We start from the raw sequence: 15023 nt of genomic DNA on the forward strand, positions 1-15023 counted from the left end.
GCCTAGACCTCATCGAACAGACGTTGTGAAAGCTTGGAGCGGATGTTGCCGGCGGGGTCGAGCGCTTTGCGGATCGCGTTGAAGCGCGGCAGGGCGGGATAGCCGGCTTCGAGCGTCTCGCGCGACTGGCGCGCATCCTTGGCAAGATAGAGCCGGCCACCGGCCGCGACAACGAGACGGTCGATCTCGTCGAGAAAATTCAGGATGTCGCCGCGCACAGGGAAATCCAGCGCCAGCGTGTAGCCGGGCAGCGGAAACGACAGGATGCCCTCGCCCTCGCCGAGCTTCTTCAGCACCGCGAGGAAGGAGGCATCGCCGCGCCGCGCGACGCGACCCAGAATCTCGCCGACCACGTCCCGCGCGCCGTTCTCCGGGATCACGCATTGATGCTGCAGAAAGCCGCGCTTGCCGTAGATGCGATTCCAGTCGGCAATGCTGTCGAGCGGAAAGAAATAGGGATAGAGCGAGACCACATGGCTGCCGCCGGCGCGGCGCGCGCCCATGCGATAATACAGCTCGTTGAAAACGCGGATGCTGAAGCGGTTCAGCGTCATCGAGGGCAAATCGATGGGCACGCCAAGACCGGGATGCTTGCCGGCGGGAAACGCCGCGGCGCCGGCAGGAAGCTCGTCCTTGCCGGCGTGCTCGCCGAGATAGATCAGCGAGCGGCCGAGATCCTTGCCGCGGGCGGCGCAATCGATCCAGGCCACCGAATAGGTCGCGGCATCGCCTGCATCGAGCGCGCGCATCGCGGCATCGAGGTCGGATGCCGAGATCACGCGCTCGCGAATCCACCCCGTTTCGACCTTGCGCAGCCGCAAGGTCGCTTCGAGGATGACCCCGGTCAGGCCCATGCCGCCGATCGTCGCAAAGAATGCGTCGGAGTTCTGCTCGCGCGAGGCTTCGATCAATTCGCCCTCGCCCGTGCGCAGCAGGATGCTGTCGACATAGCGGCCGAAGCCGCCTTCACAATGGTGATTCTTGCCGTGCACGTCGGCGGCGATGGCGCCGCCAATCGACACGAAACGCGTGCCGGGCAGCACGAAGGGCAGGAAGCCGCGCGGGCCGAAGGTCTCGATCAGGTCCGAGAGCAGCACGCCGGCCTCGAGGCGGATTCGGCCGGTCGCCGGATCGAACCACCTGATGCGGTCGAAGCCCGTCATCGTCACGGTCCTGACGGTCCCGATCGCGGCATCGCCATAGGCACGGCCATTGCCGCGCGCCACGGTGCCGGACACGATGGCGTCGGCAACCGACGCGAACGCGCGCGGACGCAGCATCTCGGTATCGACGACCGGGAAGCGCCCCCAGCCGCTGACGAGGGTCATGGCTCAGCTCCTGCGCCGGGCGCGCCGCCCGGCATTGCGAAACTGAGTACCGATCAAAAGCTTATATTGCGTTGAAAGCGTAGCCCGGATGGAGCGCAGCGTATTCCGGGATCGTGCCCCAAGTGATGACGGACCGGGATGCGCTGCGCTCCATCCGGGCTACGGACACAGGGCCTACCGTCCCAGCGCCAGCGCGATCAGGCCGAGGGTGCCGACGATGACGCGCCACCAGGCGAACAGCAGGAAACCGTGCCGGGTGACATAGGTCAAAAACGTCTTCACCACGATGATCGCGGTGATGAACGACACCACGAAGCCGATCGCGACGATGTTGATGTGGTCCATCGTCATCTCGGCGCGGCTCTTGTAGAAGTCGTAGGCGAACGCGCCGATCATGGTGGGGATCGCCAGAAAGAACGAGAATTCCGCCGCCGCGCGCTTGTCGGCTCCGAGCAACATCGCGGCGACGATGCTGGCGCCGGAGCGCGACACGCCCGGGATCATGGCCACGCACTGCGCGATGCCGATATAGAGATACATCAAGAGCGGAAATCTGGTGGCATCATACTCGCGCGGCTTGAGCTCGAGCTTGTCGACCCAGAGCAGGACGGCGCCGCCGACGATCAGTGTGAAGCAGATGACCCACGGATTGAACAGCAGGAGCTTGATGTACTTACCGGCGACGAGGCCGACGATGACAGCGGGCAGGAATGCGACCAGCACGCCGATCACGAAGCGGCGAGCATAGGCATCGCCCGTGAACAGGCCGATCACGACGTCCCACAGCTTGCGGAAGTACAGCCCCACGATCGCGAGAATCGCGCCCAGCTGGATCAGAACCGTAAACGAATCCCAGAACGCGCCTTCGCCGAGATGAAAGAAGCGCTCGGCGATCAGGAGGTGGCCGGTCGAGGATACGGGAAGGAACTCGGTCACGCCCTCGATGATGCCGAGGATCACTGCCCGTATAGCGTCTGACATATTTACGGTCCATTTCGGCTGGAAAAGCGGGGCTCTTCTCGCCTATTCGACCCCGTGCCGCAATCGCAAAATGCCAAATCACGCCCTTGCTTCGAGGTTTTGAAGGACTAGTGTGGCGCCGCACAAACATTGATGGATTCTTAAGCACCATCACATAGTCAAAGGCTTCATGTTTACGCTGTTTCATCATCCGTTCTGTCCGCATTCGCGCTTCATTCGCCTGATCGCGGGTGAATACGGGCTCGACCTGAAGCTGATCGAGGAGCGCAGCTGGGAGCGGCGCGAGGCGTTTCTGCTGCTCAATGCGGCCGGCACCACGCCTGTGCTGGTGGACGACGAACAGCCGCCGATTCCGGGCGCGGCCATCATCGCCGAATATGTCGACGAGGCCTATGGCGGCGGGATGGGCGTCAAGCGCCTGATGCCGGAGACGCTTGCCGAGCGTGTCGAGGTGCGCCGGCTGATGGCCTGGTTCAACGAAAAGTTCTTCGAGGAGGTCTCGCATCCTCTCGTCACCGAGCGCATCTACAAGCGCTTCATGAGCGAGGAGAACGGCGGCGGGCCGCCTTCGGCCGACGTGATGCGCGCAGCGAAGGCCAATGTGCGCTATCATCTGGCCTATATCGGCTGGCTGGCGCAGACCCGCAACTTCCTCGCCGGCGACCGGCTCACCTACGCGGATCTCGCCGCCGCGGCGCACCTTTCGGCGATCGACTATCTGGGCGACGTGCCATGGAGCGAGGACGACGCAGCAAAGGCGTGGTACGCGCGGGTGAAATCCCGCCCGTCGTTCCGTCCGCTCCTCAGCGAATGGCTGGCCGGCGTGCCGGCGTCGCGGACCTATGTGGACCTGGATTTCTGAGCTGCGACCCGACTGAACTGAAGGCGGCGCTGGCGCGCGAAGCGCACGCGCTCGGCTTCGACTGCATCGGCGTCACCGCGCCGGGCTCGATCGATGCAGCCGGACAACACTTCCTCGAATTCATCGCCTCGGGCGGCCATGGCGACATGGATTGGCTTGCGAACCAGCCGGAGCGCCGCGTCGACCCGCGCGGGCTGTGGGCCGATGTGCGCAGCGTGATCATGCTCGGCGTCAATTACGGTCCCGACACCGATCCGCTCGCGATCCTGAAGCAGCGCACGCGCGCGGCGATCTCGGTCTATGCGCAAGGCGACGACTATCACGACCTCATCAAGAAGCGGCTGAAGGCGCTGGCGCGCTGGCTGGTCGCGACCGCGCCGAGCGAGGTGAAGGTGTTCGTCGACACCGCGGCGGTGATGGAGAAGCCGCTGGCGCAGGCCGCGCATCTGGGCTGGCAGGGCAAGCACACCAATCTCGTCTCGCGCGAGTTCGGCTCGTGGCTGCTTCTCGGCGCGATCTACACCACGCTGGAGCTGCCGCGCGACGAACCCGAGATCGATCATTGCGGCTCGTGCCGAGCCTGCCTCGACATCTGCCCGACCGCGGCGTTTCCAGCGCCCTACAAGCTCGATGCGCGGCGCTGCATCTCCTATCTCACCATCGAGAACAAGGGCCCGATCCCGCACGAGTTTCGCAAGAGCATCGGCAACCGCATCTATGGCTGCGATGATTGCCTTGCCGCCTGCCCCTGGAACAAGTTTGCGCAAGAGGGGCGTGAGGCAAAACTCGCCGCGCGCGACGAGTTGCGCGCGCCCTCGCTCGCTGAGCTGGCACGGCTGGACGACGCGGCATTCCGGGCGCTGTTCACGAAATCGCCGGTGAAGCGCATCGGCCGCGACCGGTTCGTGCGCAATGTGCTGATTGCGATCGGCAACTCAGGCGAGGTGGCGCTGGCTGAGGCGGCGCGGCGATTGTTGGATGACGCAAGTCCGCTGGTGCGCGGCGCGGCGGTGTGGGCGCTGGGCCAGTTGCTGGCGCGCGAAGAGTTTGAGGCGATGAAGGGTGCTGCGATCAGTAACGAGCACGACGAGAGTGTGCGCAAGGAGTGGCGCGCCGCTTCCTAGCTCACCGTAGTCATTCCCCGCGAAGGCGGGGAATCCAGTACGCCGCGGCCTATCGATTCAATCACAACTGCCGCGGAGTACTGGATCGCCCGGTCAAGCCGGGCGATGACACTCGTGTTGTGGCTGGCACATGCTCTCACCACCCTTGATTTCCCCGCCCATTCCCGCAATCTCGCGCGTCATGACAAGCATGCCTTTCTTCACCCGCGACGGCGATACATTCCATCCGACGGAAGTCGCCAACGGTCCATGGGATCCGAAATCGCTGCACGGACGCGTCATCGTCGGCCTGCTCGGCTTCGTCATCGAGGAGCGCCATTCCGGGCCCGAATTCGTGCCGGCGCGGCTCACGGTCGACATGTTCCGGCTGCCGACCATCGACAAGCCGATCGAAGTGACGACGCGGCTGGTGCGCGACGGCATGCGCATCCGCGTGGTGGAAGCGGAGTTCTTTTCCGGCGGGGTCAGCATGGCGCGCGCCTCGTGCCAGCTGCTGCGCAAGACCCAAAATCCCGATGGCAATGTCTGGTCGCCGCCGAACTGGGACGCACCGAAGCCGGCCGAGATCCCCAAGCCGGCCGATCCCAGGCTCGGCATGAACGGCAAATGGGCGACACGCCCGATCGTCGGCCATATGGGCTCGCTCGGCCCGCGCAGATTGTGGATGAGCGAGGTGCGTGAGCTCGTCGCGGGCACCCCGATGACGCCGTTCGTCCGCGTCGCCACCGGCGCCGATTTTGCGAGCCCGTTTGCCAATGCCGGCGACCAGGGGCTCGGCTACATCAACAGCGATGTCACGATCTATCTGCACCGCCTGCCCGTGACAGAGTGGATCGGCTTCGAGGTGGTGAACCACCAAGCCACCGACGGCGTCGCGATCGGCGAATGCTGGCTCTATGACGAACAGGGTCCGATCGGCACCGCGACGGTGGCCGCGCTGGCGCAGCGCAAGCCGATGGTGAATCCGTCGAAGCGGTAGGAGCGCGCGCCTCTCTCCGGTCGTCATTCCGGGATGCGCCGTCAGGCGCAGACCCGGAATCCATCGGGCCGCAGGCCAAGAGTTGAAATGGATTCCGGGTTCGCGCTTCGCGCGCCCCGGAATGACGACCTAGTCCAAATGCCGCTGCATCTCTGGCCGCGCCTTCAGTTCGGCACCCTGCTTGGCGACGATCTTCGCGATCCGCGCCGGGGCGAAGTTCAAATCGACGAACGCCGGCGCGGTGTTGGCGACCTCGTGATAGCTCGCGATCCTGCCGCCCTTCAGCGTCATGATCGCAACGCCCTCGAACATCGCCCGCGCGCCGTTTGCTTCCGGCAGGGTCGATCTATAGCTGAAGGTGTAGCGCGCATAGAGCGTGGTGCCGTCGGTGACGGGATCATGCATGTCCCAGCGGAAATCGGTCGCCGTGCGGTAGAACCAGTCGTCGATCATCGCGGCGATCTTCGCGCGGCCGGCGAAGGCGCCGTAGAAGACATCGTGATAGACGCCGTCCTCGGTGAACAGCTGGGCGAAGGCTTCGCCGTTGCGCTGCTCGACGGCATCGCAGAAGGCGCGCAGCATGGCGGTGGTGGTCATTGGCGTTGCCTCCCAGTTGTTATGCCCTCTCCCCTTGCGGGAGAGGCCAGCTCCGCTCGTTGACGCGCATTTCGTTCGGGTGAGGGGTTGCTTCCGCGAGTCCAACTCTCATTCGGGCCCGTGGAGAGAACCCCTCATCCGACTTCGCTTCGCGAAGCCACCTTCTCCCGCAAGGGGAGAAGGAAGATGACACATCACCCGATCTCAGCCACCGCCGCAAGAATGCGCGCGATGTCCTGCGGGCGGGAGAGGCGGTGATCGCCGTCCTGGATCATGGTCAGCACGACGTCGTCGGCCGGCAGGCGATGAGTCAGCGCAAACGCGTGCTGCCAGGGCACATCAGGGTCCTTCGCGCCTTGCAGGATGCGGACGGGGCAGCCGAGATCGATGGCGCTGCCCAGCACGAGGTGATTGCGTCCCTCCTCGATCAGGTTCCGCGTGATCGGATAGGGCGAGCCGTCGCCATATTCCGACGGGCGCAGCCAGAAACCCTTGGTCTCGATTTCCTTCTTCACTGCGGGCGAAAAATTCTTCCACATCAGCTCTTCGGTGAAATCGGGCGCCGGCGCGATCAGCACGAGCCCTGCAAGCGACGCTTTGCCGGCACGCTTCCTGATCTCGCGGGCGAGCAGCAGCGCCATCCAGCCGCCCATCGACGAGCCGATCAGGATTTGCGGGCCGTCGCAGAAGCGTTCGAACACCGCAACGCTATCCTCGAGCCAGCTGCCGATCGTCCCAATGGCGAAATCGCCGCTGGATTCGCCGTGGCCGGAATAGTCGAACCGGACGATTGCGCGGCCGCGCTCGTGGGCCCAGGCATCCAGCGCCACGGCCTTGCCGCCCTGCATGTCCGACTTGAATCCGCCCAGCCAGACCAGGCCGGGGCCTTTTCCGGGACGGCGGCGCACCGCGATCCTGCGTGCGGACGGCCCCTCGCCCACATCGATGAACTCAAGCACCGCATCGGGAATTGCGTCGGTCATGGAACGTTTACTCTGGCTGTGCGGTTTGAGCTGTCCGGACCTGTTCCGAAAGCACGACCGGCATCGGTATTGGTCCTTTGGGACGCTTGCGGAACAGAGGCAAGGTGTCTATGTCGGTCAGCGTGCCGAGGGCCGTGACCAAAATGCCTCGCATTTGAGGGTTTTTCGCGCCTCGCACCAGCGACTTGCTTGCCGGCAAACGCATCTTCCTTCAAAATAGCCGCTTCTTTCACAACTTTGGAGAACCACCCATTCGCCGTCCTAATAAAGCTCCGCCCGCTGCCAGCAAAGACGGGCCGCGCATCAATGATGATATCCGCAATGCGCAGATCCAGCTGATCGACCAGACCGGTGACAACAAAGGTACGGTCGAGACCGTCGTCGCCATCCGCATGGCGCAGGAAGTCGGGATGGATCTGGTCGAGATTTCGCCGAATACCAGCCCTCCCGTCTGCAAGATCATGGACTACGGGAAGTATAAGTATTCCGCTCAGAAGAAAGCCGCGGAAGCCCGCAAACGGCAGAAGACCGTCGAGATCAAGGAGATCAAGCTCCGTCCGATGATCGACGACCACGATTACGACGTGAAGATGCGCGCGATGCAGCGCTTCTTCGAAGAGGGCGACAAGGTCAAGATCACGCTGCGCTATCGCGGCCGCGAAATGGCGCACCAGGAGATCGGCACCAAGCTGCTCGACAAGATCAAGACCGACGTCGCCGAGCTCGCCAAGGTCGAGCAGGACGCGCGGTTCGAAGGTCGCCAGGTCGTAATGGTGCTGGCGCCGCGCTGACGCGCAACGCTTTAGGACCTCGAGAATTCAACGGCCCGTCCGGATCCCCGGCGGGCCGTTTTGTGTGTCAGGTCCTCGTCGCCTGCCAGGTTCCGCTGCACTGGTCGCCGGAGATAATTCCCTTCCACGACCCGGCGCCGTTCACGCCGGCGAGCCGGCCGCCGCCACTGGCGTGGGAGGCGCCGACCGAGACCTGCACGGCGACAGCGCCGGAACGGTTGACCCGGCCCGAGACCCGGCCGCCGCCGGCGGAGGAGACGCGGGTGCCGGTCACGGTGAAGGGAACGCTGTAGCCCGAGCTGCAATTGCCGCGGGTGGTGGCGAAGGTGACGTTCCAGATGCCGTCATAGCCGCCGGCGCGGGCGTCAGCCGCCTGTGGCAGCGCAGCCGCGGCGAGCACGGCGAACAGCGCCAGAGGGCGCGGGCGGGCGAATGAAATCAGAAGTTGCGGGAAATGAGCCATTTTGGACCTGCTTCAGGCGAGAAGGCTTGGACATGAGGGGTGGCAGCGTTCAATAGTCGGCGGGCAGGTTGCGGCGGTTCATCGTTGCCAATTGGCCTCTCCTCTGTCATAAGCCCAGCCTTCACCGCCCGGCTGATTTACGGGCTGCCGTGGCGGTGTCTCGTGCGGGTTTCGCGCCTGTTCGCAAAACTTGAGCACAATCAACGCTCTAACGAGCATTTTTGACGGTCCAGCCGCCTTCGCGGGCGGATCTCTGTGGCCATTAGGAGAGCCAAATGCCCAAGCTGAAGACCAAATCGGGCGCTAAAAAGCGCTTCAAGGTGACTGCCACCGGCAAAGTGATGCACGCCCAGCGCGGCAAGCGTCACGGCATGATCAAGCGGACGAAGAAGCAGATCCGTCAGCTCCGCGGCACCCGCGTGCTGTTCAAGACCGACGGCGACAACGTCAAGAAGTACTTCTTGCCGAACGCCTGATCGGGTCCACGATCATTGCCACCTCTGCCGCGCATCCCGCGGCGATCCGATAACCAAGTCATCTCTGAAGGATCTCGTCATGTCTCGCGTCAAACGCGGTGTGACCGCCCACGCCAAGCACAAGAAAGTCTACAAGGCCGCCAAGGGCTTCTATGGCCGCCGCAAGAACACCATCCGCGCCGCCAAGCCGGCCGTGGAAAAGGCCCAGCAATACGCCTTCCGCGACCGCAAGCGTCGCAAGCGCACCTTCCGCGCGCTCTGGATCCAGCGCCTCAACGCCGCGGTCCGTCCGTTCGGCCTGACCTACAGCCGATTTATCGACGGCCTTGCCAAGTCGGGCATCACCGTGGACCGCAAGGTGCTGTCGGATCTCGCGATCCGCGAGCCCGCCGCGTTCCAAGCGATCGCCGAGAAGGCCAAAGCCGCGCTGGCGGCGTAAGCCGCCCCACTGCGCGACTTGCGCAGCGTTCAGCTTGTGATGGCCCGGGCAGAGGCGCGTGTCGCGCGTTCATCGCCCCGGCCGTCATCTCTCGCGCATACACTTCTCCGACGTGGATGCCCGGCGAATCTAACGCGAAGATGCGCTTCGCGCTTTTGGCCGGGCGTGACGGGCTAGGATCATCGGCTCAGCATCCTGGCCAAAAGGGATTGCCATGACCGATCTTGCCCAGCTCCAAGCCCAGATCATCGCCGACATCGCCGCCGCTGCCGACGAGGCCGCGCTCGAGGCCGTGCGTGTTGCAGCCCTCGGCAAGAAGGGCTCGATCTCGGCGCTGCTCGCCACGCTCGGCAAGATGTCGCCGGACGAGCGCAAGACGCAAGGCGCGGCGATCAACCAGGCCAAGGACGAAGTCAGCCAGGCGCTTGCTGCGCGGCGCGACGTGCTGAAGTCGGCGGCGCTCGATGCGCGGCTGGCGTCCGAGACCGTCGACGTGACCCTGCCGCTGCGCGATGCGCCGGCTGAGGCCGGCCGCATCCATCCGCTGAGCCAGGTCTGGGACGAGCTCACCACCATCTTCGCCGACATGGGATTCTCGGTGGCCGAAGGCCCCGATATCGAGACGGACGATTACAACTTCACCAAGCTGAATTTCCCGGAAGGCCATCCGGCGCGCGAAATGCACGACACGTTCTTCTTCCATCCGAAGCAGGACGGCTCGCGCATGCTGCTGCGGACCCACACCTCGCCGGTGCAGGTGCGCACCATGCTGAGCCAGAAGCCGCCGATCCGCGTGATCTGCCCGGGCCGCACCTATCGCATCGATTCGGACGCGACCCACACGCCGCAATTCCACCAGGTCGAGGGCCTCGTCATCGACAAGAGCTCGCATCTCGGCCATCTCAAATGGATCCTGCACGAGTTCTGCAAGGCGTTCTTCGAGGTCGACCACATCAACATGCGCTTCCGGCCCTCGTTCTTCCCGTTCACCGAGCCTTCGCTCGAAGTCGACATCCAGTGCCGCCGCGACAAGGGCGAGATCCGCTTCGGCGAGGGCGAGGATTGGCTCGAGATTCTCGGCTGCGGCATGGTGCATCCGAACGTGCTGCGCGCCTGTGGCATCGATCCCGACGAGTACCAGGGCTTCGCCTGGGGCATGGGCATCGACCGCATCGCCATGCTGAAATACGGCATCGCCGATTTGCGCCAGCTGTTCGACAGCGACGTCCGCTGGCTGAGCCACTATGGCTTCAAGCCGCTCGAAGTGCCAACGCTTGCCGGAGGGCTCAGCACGTGAAATTCACCCTCTCCTGGCTGAAGGATCATCTCGAGACCGACGAGCCGCTCGAAAAACTCGCCGACAAGCTCACCATGATCGGACTCGAGGTCGAGAACATCGAGGACAAGGCGAAGGCGCTGAAGCCGTTCACCATTGCGAAGGTGATCTCGGCCGAGCAGCATCCGAATGCGGATCGCCTGCGCGTCTGCATGGTCGACACCGGCGACGGTGGTGCGCCGGTGCAGGTGGTGTGCGGCGCGCCGAATGCGCGCGCCGGGCTCGTCAGCGTGTTCTCGCCGCCCGGCACCTACATTCCCGGCAAGGATATCACGCTCGGTGTCGGCACCATCCGCGGCGTCGAGAGCCGCGGCATGCTGTGCTCGGCGGCCGAGCTGCAGATCTCCAACGATCATGACGGCATCATGGAATTGCCGGCGGACGCGCCAATCGGTGCTGCCTATGCCGAATGGGCCGGCCTCGGAGATCCCGTCATCGAGATCAATCTGACGCCGAATCGGCAGGACTGCACCGGCGTGCACGGCATCGCGCGCGATCTCGCCGCCGCCGACATGGGCAAGTTCAAGGATCCCACGATCAAGCCGATCAAAGGCGAATTCCCCTGCCCCGTGAAGGTCACGGTCGAGGATGCCACGCTCTGCCCGGGCTTCGCGCTCCGCCTCGTGCGTGGCGTCAAGAACAAGCCGTCGCCGGAATGGCTGCAGAAGCGGCTGACCGCGATCGGGCTGCGTCCGATCAACGCGCTGGTCGACATCACCAATTTCATGACCTACGACCGCGCACGCCCGCTGCACGTGTTCGACGCCAAGAAGGTGAAGGGCAATCTCGTCGTGCGCCGCGCGCGCGAGGGCGAGAGCCTGCTGGCGCTCGACGGCCGCACCTACAATCTCGATCCCGCCATTTGCGTGATCGCGGACGAGCACGGCGTCGAATCGCTCGCCGGCATCATGGGCGGCGAAGCATCGGGCTGCGACGAGAACACGACCGATGTGCTGATCGAATCGGCGCTGTGGAACGAGATCAACATCGCCCAGACCGGCCGCAAGCTCGGCATCAATTCGGACGCGCGCTACCGCTTCGAACGCGGCGTCGATCCGGCCTTCATGGTGCCCGGCATCGAGCTCGCGACCAAGCTGGTGATGGAGATGTGCGGCGGCGCGCCCTCTGAAACCGTCCTGGTCGGCAAGACCTTTGGCGACGACCGCCTGATCGAATTCCCGATCACCGAAGTCAAGCGCCTGTCTGGCATTGAGGTGCCGCAGGTTGAGATGAAGCGCATCCTGACCCATCTCGGCTTCATAATGGCGGGTCCCGGCCCGGTGGTAAAGGTCGCAGTGCCCTCGTGGCGCTCCGACGTGCACGGCAAGGCCGACATCGTCGAGGAGATCGTCCGCATCTTCGGCGTCGACAAGGTGCCGATGACGCCGTTCGAGCGCGGCGACGAGCCGCGCAAGCCGGTGCTGACGCCGCTGCAGCTGCGCACCCGCCGCGCGCGGCGCGCGCTCGCGAGCCGCGGCATGGTCGAAGCCGTGACCTGGTCGTTCATCGCCAAGCCTGCGGCCGAATTGTTCGGCGGCGGACAGCGCGAGCTCGAGGTTGCCAACCCGATCGCCTCGGATCTCTCCGACATGCGCCCGACCCTGCTGGCCGGCCTGATCGCGGCGGCGCAGGCCAATGCCGATCGCGGCTTCGGCGATGTCGCGCTGTTCGAGGTCGGCCAGGTGTTCAAGGGCGATCGCCCGCAGGACCAGTTCATGGCGGCGAGTGGCGTGCGCCGCGGCCTTGCTTCGTCCGAAGGGCTCGGCCGGCACTGGACCGGCTCGGCGCAGGCCGACGTGTTCGACGCCAAGGCCGATGCGCTGGCGGTGCTGGCGGCCGCCGGCGCGCCGATGCAGGCGCTGCAGATCGTGGCGGGTGGTCCCGGCTGGCTGCATCCGGGCCGCTCCGGCACGATCCAGATCGGGCCGCAGAACGTGCTCGGATATTTCGGCGAAGTGCACCCCAGAGCGCTCGAAGCGCTCGGCGCCGACGGGCCGCTTGTCGTGTTCGAGGTGATCCTCGACCGCATCCCCGAGGCGAAGAAGAAGCCGACGCGCGCCAAGCCCTTGATCGAGCTCTCGGCCTTCCAGCCGGTGTCGCGTGACTTCGCTTTCATCGTCGACCGCGCCGTCAAGGCCGGCGACATCGTTCGCGCGGCGCAAGGCGTCGACAAGAAGCTGATCACCGGCGTCAATGTCTTCGATATCTACGAAGGCAAGGGCATCGATGACGGCAAGAAGTCGATCGCGATCGCGATCACGCTGCAGCCGCGCGAGAAAACCCTGACCGATCAGGAGATCGAGGCCGTCGCCACGAAGATCGTGGCCGAGGTCACCAAGAAGACCGGCGGCACGTTGCGCGGATGAGTCCTGCTGACTTCCTTCCGAAGGACGTCAGCCTCACGATCGCGGCGGCGCTCTGCGCCGTCGCTTTCGTTTCGGGCACAGCGCGCGGCTTCTCCGGCTTCGGTTCGGCGCTGATCTTCATGCCGCTGGCGAGCAGCATCGCGGCACCGCGGCTCGTTGCTGCCCTGCTTCTCGTCATCGATTTCGTCGCAGCCGCGCCGCTGCTGCCGGATGCATGGCGGAAGGCCGATCGCAAGGCCACGGCCGTGATAGTGCTGGGCGCGCTGATCGGCGTACCCATCGGCACCTATTTCCTCAGCGTGCTCGAACCCGTTACCACGCGCTGGATCATCTCCTGCTTCGTAGCGGCGCTGCTCCTTCTGCTGCTGTCGGGCTGGCGCTATCGCGGCAAGGACCATGCCTGGCTGTCGGTGGGCATCGGCGGCCTCTCCGGCTTCTGCAGCGGGCTCGCGCAAACCGGCGGCCCGCCGATCGTCGGCTACTGGCTCGGCCGCCCGATCGCGCCGATGGTCGCGCGCGCCAATATCGTGCTGTTCTTCGGCGCCTCGGATTTCTTCTCGATGATCAGCTACGCGGCGACCGGCCTGATCAGCCGCGAATCGCTGGTGCTGTCGCTGATCGTCGGCCCGGTCTATGCGGTTGGCGTTGCGTTCGGCAGCTCATTGTTCGGCCGCGCCAGCGAGAAGGTGTTTCGCGGCATCTGCTACGCGCTGATTGCGATGGCCGTGATTTTCGGGCTCCCGGCGTTGGACGGGGTGTTGCGGTAGCTACTGCCGCGGCACACGCCGCTTCTTCGTCGACTGGGTCGGCACGTCGGCCGGCTCGTCCTTCAGCGCGCCGATCTTGCGCAAGGCGGCGTCCGCGGCGCGTTCGCCGCTTTCCCAGGCGCCGTCGACGGTGCCCCAGAGCGTCTCGTGCGTGGCTTCGCCGGCGAGGAACACATTGCCGATCGGCTCGGCCAGGGTCCTTCGCGACAGCTGGCCGCCCGGCGAGGCTGCCGACATCGCGCCCATGACGTAAGGCGAGGCGTTCCAGCGCGTGGCGCTGGTCTTCTGCACCACGGAAGCGGCCTCGCTGCCGAACAGCTTCGTGATCCATTCCCTGGCGAAAGCCACCATCGCCTTCTCGCCCTGCTCGGCGAGATCGCGGCCGAACGAGCCGCCGACATCGATCGAGCACAGCAAGGAGCCGCCGATATTGGCGAACATCAGCGCCGTGCGGGTCGAGTTGCTCTGCTCGATGAGGATGTCGTCGCGCGACAGGCCGAGCGGATTGCCCGGCAGCTGCAGCACGATGCGATCGTAGCTACCGAGGCTGAGCTTCGATGCCGCATCCAGCGTCCGCTTGGGAATGTCGGGCGCGAACTTGATCGCGCCCGATGTCAGCACATTGGTCGAGACCGTGACGATGGCGGCGCGCGCCGCGATCTTGCCGGCTTGCGTCTCGATGCTGACGTCGCGATTGCTCCAGGCGATGCGGCTCGCCGGCGTCGACAGCGCCACCGGCGCCTGCTCGGCGAGCCTAGCGATCAGTGTGCCCAAACCCTGGCGGCAGGCGATCGCCGCGTTGCGGTCCTGCGCGCGTCCCTTGTCGATCGCGGAGAGCTCCTTCAGGTCCTTGCCGGCAAAGCTCGCGCCCAGCATGAACTCGGCCGCGCCGGCCCAGTCGCCGAGATCCTTCGGCATCACCGATGCGCAGGAGGTGTCGAGCTTGCCCCGCCCGGCCTCGTCGATGGCGCGGTTGGCGCGCACTAGGGCGGCCAGGAACTGCTCGGTCTCGCCCGCGCGGGCATTGCGGCGGCCGATGCGCATCTTCTGGCCCGAGGGCGCCGGCAGCACGTCCAGCCCGGCACTGCGCGCCAGCCGGATCATCGGGTTGGTGTCGGGATTGTACATCCAGCGCGCGCCGCGGTCGAATGGCGTGTCGAAAGTGGTGCTGTCGGTGATGCAGCGGCCGCCGACCTGCGCGGCCGCCTCCACCACGATGACCTTGCGGCCCGTCGCGATGATGCGCCGCGCCGCGGCAATTCCCGCCGCCCCCGCGCCAATCACGACGATGTCAGCCTCGCGCGGCAGGGGCGCGGCCGATGCGCGCAGCACCGGCATCGCCGCAAGGGCCGCCGACGCCGAAAGAAAGCCGCGGCGCGTGATTGTCATGTCATGGTTTCCGGGGACTTGCGGCGAACGTGAACAGCCCGCGAACCTTGCCGTATCCGATGTTGCGCAGCAACCAGGATGGTGAATCAACCATGCTTGATCTCACAGAGTGATGAACCGAATTGCAACACGTTTCGACCAT

15 protein-coding genes are annotated in these 15023 nt (G+C 65.2%); 9 read left to right on the top strand and 6 right to left on the bottom strand.

Features of this window, described 5'->3' with window-relative positions; translation table 11 throughout:
• Positions 1 to 2: 2 nt before the first annotated feature.
• On the bottom strand, positions 3 to 1328 hold the full coding sequence (locus I6F16_RS24540) for an FAD-binding oxidoreductase (protein ID WP_225114671.1): 1326 nt from the start codon (positions 1326 to 1328) through the stop codon (positions 3 to 5).
• A gap of 174 nt (positions 1329 to 1502) precedes the next feature.
• The gene (locus I6F16_RS24545) at positions 1503 to 2309 is read right to left on the bottom strand and encodes an undecaprenyl-diphosphate phosphatase (RefSeq protein ID WP_036003355.1); all 807 of its coding nucleotides are present in this window, start codon (positions 2307 to 2309) and stop codon (positions 1503 to 1505) included.
• 169 nt (positions 2310 to 2478) lie between these two features.
• Between I6F16_RS24545 and I6F16_RS24550 the strand changes: the two genes are divergently transcribed.
• From I6F16_RS24550 to I6F16_RS24560, 3 genes are all read left to right on the top strand, one after another.
• Positions 2479 to 3171, top strand: a complete 693-nt coding sequence (locus tag I6F16_RS24550; protein WP_225114670.1) for a glutathione S-transferase family protein — start codon at positions 2479 to 2481, stop codon at positions 3169 to 3171.
• Entirely contained in the window at positions 3120 to 4295 is a 1176-nt protein-coding gene (gene queG / locus I6F16_RS24555; protein WP_225114669.1) for a tRNA epoxyqueuosine(34) reductase QueG, read from the top strand. The genes I6F16_RS24550 and queG overlap by 52 nt, the downstream gene beginning before the upstream one ends.
• Before the next feature lie 181 nt (positions 4296 to 4476).
• Positions 4477 to 5274, top strand: coding sequence for an acyl-CoA thioesterase domain-containing protein (locus tag I6F16_RS24560; RefSeq protein WP_225174066.1), 798 nt, complete (start codon positions 4477 to 4479; stop codon positions 5272 to 5274).
• A 129-nt stretch (positions 5275 to 5403) separates the two neighbouring features.
• On the opposite strand, the gene I6F16_RS24565 is transcribed toward I6F16_RS24560, so the two are convergent.
• Positions 5404 to 5871 (bottom strand): nuclear transport factor 2 family protein, encoded by a 468-nt coding sequence (locus I6F16_RS24565; protein ID WP_225114667.1) that lies wholly within the window; start codon positions 5869 to 5871, stop codon positions 5404 to 5406.
• 194 nt (positions 5872 to 6065) lie between these two features.
• Positions 6066 to 6854: an alpha/beta hydrolase gene (locus I6F16_RS24570; protein ID WP_225114666.1), complete on the bottom strand. Its 789-nt coding sequence runs from the start codon at positions 6852 to 6854 to the stop codon at positions 6066 to 6068.
• A 251-nt stretch (positions 6855 to 7105) separates the two neighbouring features.
• Here I6F16_RS24570 and infC point away from each other — a divergent pair, with 251 nt between their 5' ends.
• Positions 7106 to 7645, top strand: coding sequence for a translation initiation factor IF-3 (gene infC / locus I6F16_RS24575; RefSeq protein WP_074447655.1), 540 nt, complete (start codon positions 7106 to 7108; stop codon positions 7643 to 7645).
• 67 nt (positions 7646 to 7712) lie between these two features.
• Here the strand turns inward: infC and I6F16_RS24580 are convergent, their stop codons facing one another.
• A complete protein-coding gene (locus I6F16_RS24580; RefSeq protein ID WP_036024380.1) occupies positions 7713 to 8108 on the bottom strand; it encodes a hypothetical protein in 396 nt (131 codons plus the stop codon).
• 275 nt (positions 8109 to 8383) lie between these two features.
• Between I6F16_RS24580 and rpmI the strand changes: the two genes are divergently transcribed.
• The 5 genes from rpmI (at position 8384) to I6F16_RS24605 (ending at position 13492) form a co-directional block, all read left to right on the top strand.
• Positions 8384 to 8584 carry a 50S ribosomal protein L35 gene (rpmI, locus tag I6F16_RS24585; protein WP_008539890.1) on the top strand — a complete coding sequence of 67 codons (201 nt, stop codon included), beginning with the start codon at positions 8384 to 8386 and terminating at the stop codon, positions 8582 to 8584.
• A gap of 79 nt (positions 8585 to 8663) precedes the next feature.
• Positions 8664 to 9023 carry a 50S ribosomal protein L20 gene (gene rplT, locus I6F16_RS24590; protein WP_027550107.1) on the top strand — a complete coding sequence of 120 codons (360 nt, stop codon included), beginning with the start codon at positions 8664 to 8666 and terminating at the stop codon, positions 9021 to 9023.
• 214 nt (positions 9024 to 9237) lie between these two features.
• A complete protein-coding gene (gene pheS / locus I6F16_RS24595; protein ID WP_057030559.1) occupies positions 9238 to 10320 on the top strand; it encodes a phenylalanine--tRNA ligase subunit alpha in 1083 nt (360 codons plus the stop codon).
• Entirely contained in the window at positions 10317 to 12725 is a 2409-nt protein-coding gene (gene pheT / locus I6F16_RS24600; protein WP_225174067.1) for a phenylalanine--tRNA ligase subunit beta, read from the top strand. Before pheS ends, pheT begins: the two co-directional genes overlap by 4 nt.
• A complete protein-coding gene (locus I6F16_RS24605; protein WP_225114664.1) occupies positions 12722 to 13492 on the top strand; it encodes a sulfite exporter TauE/SafE family protein in 771 nt (256 codons plus the stop codon). The genes pheT and I6F16_RS24605 overlap by 4 nt, the downstream gene beginning before the upstream one ends.
• On the opposite strand, the gene I6F16_RS24610 is transcribed toward I6F16_RS24605, so the two are convergent.
• The gene (locus I6F16_RS24610) at positions 13493 to 14881 is read right to left on the bottom strand and encodes an NAD(P)/FAD-dependent oxidoreductase (RefSeq protein WP_225114663.1); all 1389 of its coding nucleotides are present in this window, start codon (positions 14879 to 14881) and stop codon (positions 13493 to 13495) included.
• Positions 14882 to 15023 lie beyond the last annotated feature (142 nt).

Source organism: Bradyrhizobium sp. IC4060, assembly GCF_020193715.1.
Classification (GTDB): domain Bacteria; phylum Pseudomonadota; class Alphaproteobacteria; order Rhizobiales; family Xanthobacteraceae; genus Bradyrhizobium; species Bradyrhizobium yuanmingense.

Excerpts from the sequence above, each read along its gene's own strand:
- rplT (WP_027550107.1), top strand. The coding sequence starts at position 8,664 with ATGTCTCGCGTCAAACGCGGTGTGACCGCCCACGCCAAGCACAAGAAA.
- pheS (WP_057030559.1), top strand. The coding sequence starts at position 9,238 with ATGACCGATCTTGCCCAGCTCCAAGCCCAGATCATCGCCGACATCGCC.
- rpmI (WP_008539890.1), top strand. The coding sequence starts at position 8,384 with ATGCCCAAGCTGAAGACCAAATCGGGCGCTAAAAAGCGCTTCAAGGTG.
- I6F16_RS24540 (WP_225114671.1), bottom strand. The coding sequence starts at position 1,328 with ATGACCCTCGTCAGCGGCTGGGGGCGCTTCCCGGTCGTCGATACCGAG.
- I6F16_RS24560 (WP_225174066.1), top strand. The coding sequence starts at position 4,477 with ATGACAAGCATGCCTTTCTTCACCCGCGACGGCGATACATTCCATCCG.
- I6F16_RS24550 (WP_225114670.1), top strand. The coding sequence starts at position 2,479 with ATGTTTACGCTGTTTCATCATCCGTTCTGTCCGCATTCGCGCTTCATT.
- I6F16_RS24565 (WP_225114667.1), bottom strand. The coding sequence starts at position 5,871 with ATGACCACCACCGCCATGCTGCGCGCCTTCTGCGATGCCGTCGAGCAG.
- I6F16_RS24580 (WP_036024380.1), bottom strand. The coding sequence starts at position 8,108 with ATGGCTCATTTCCCGCAACTTCTGATTTCATTCGCCCGCCCGCGCCCT.
- I6F16_RS24545 (WP_036003355.1), bottom strand. The coding sequence starts at position 2,309 with ATGTCAGACGCTATACGGGCAGTGATCCTCGGCATCATCGAGGGCGTG.
- queG (WP_225114669.1), top strand. The coding sequence starts at position 3,120 with ATGGCTGGCCGGCGTGCCGGCGTCGCGGACCTATGTGGACCTGGATTT.
- I6F16_RS24605 (WP_225114664.1), top strand. The coding sequence starts at position 12,722 with ATGAGTCCTGCTGACTTCCTTCCGAAGGACGTCAGCCTCACGATCGCG.
- I6F16_RS24570 (WP_225114666.1), bottom strand. The coding sequence starts at position 6,854 with ATGACCGACGCAATTCCCGATGCGGTGCTTGAGTTCATCGATGTGGGC.
- I6F16_RS24610 (WP_225114663.1), bottom strand. The coding sequence starts at position 14,881 with ATGACAATCACGCGCCGCGGCTTTCTTTCGGCGTCGGCGGCCCTTGCG.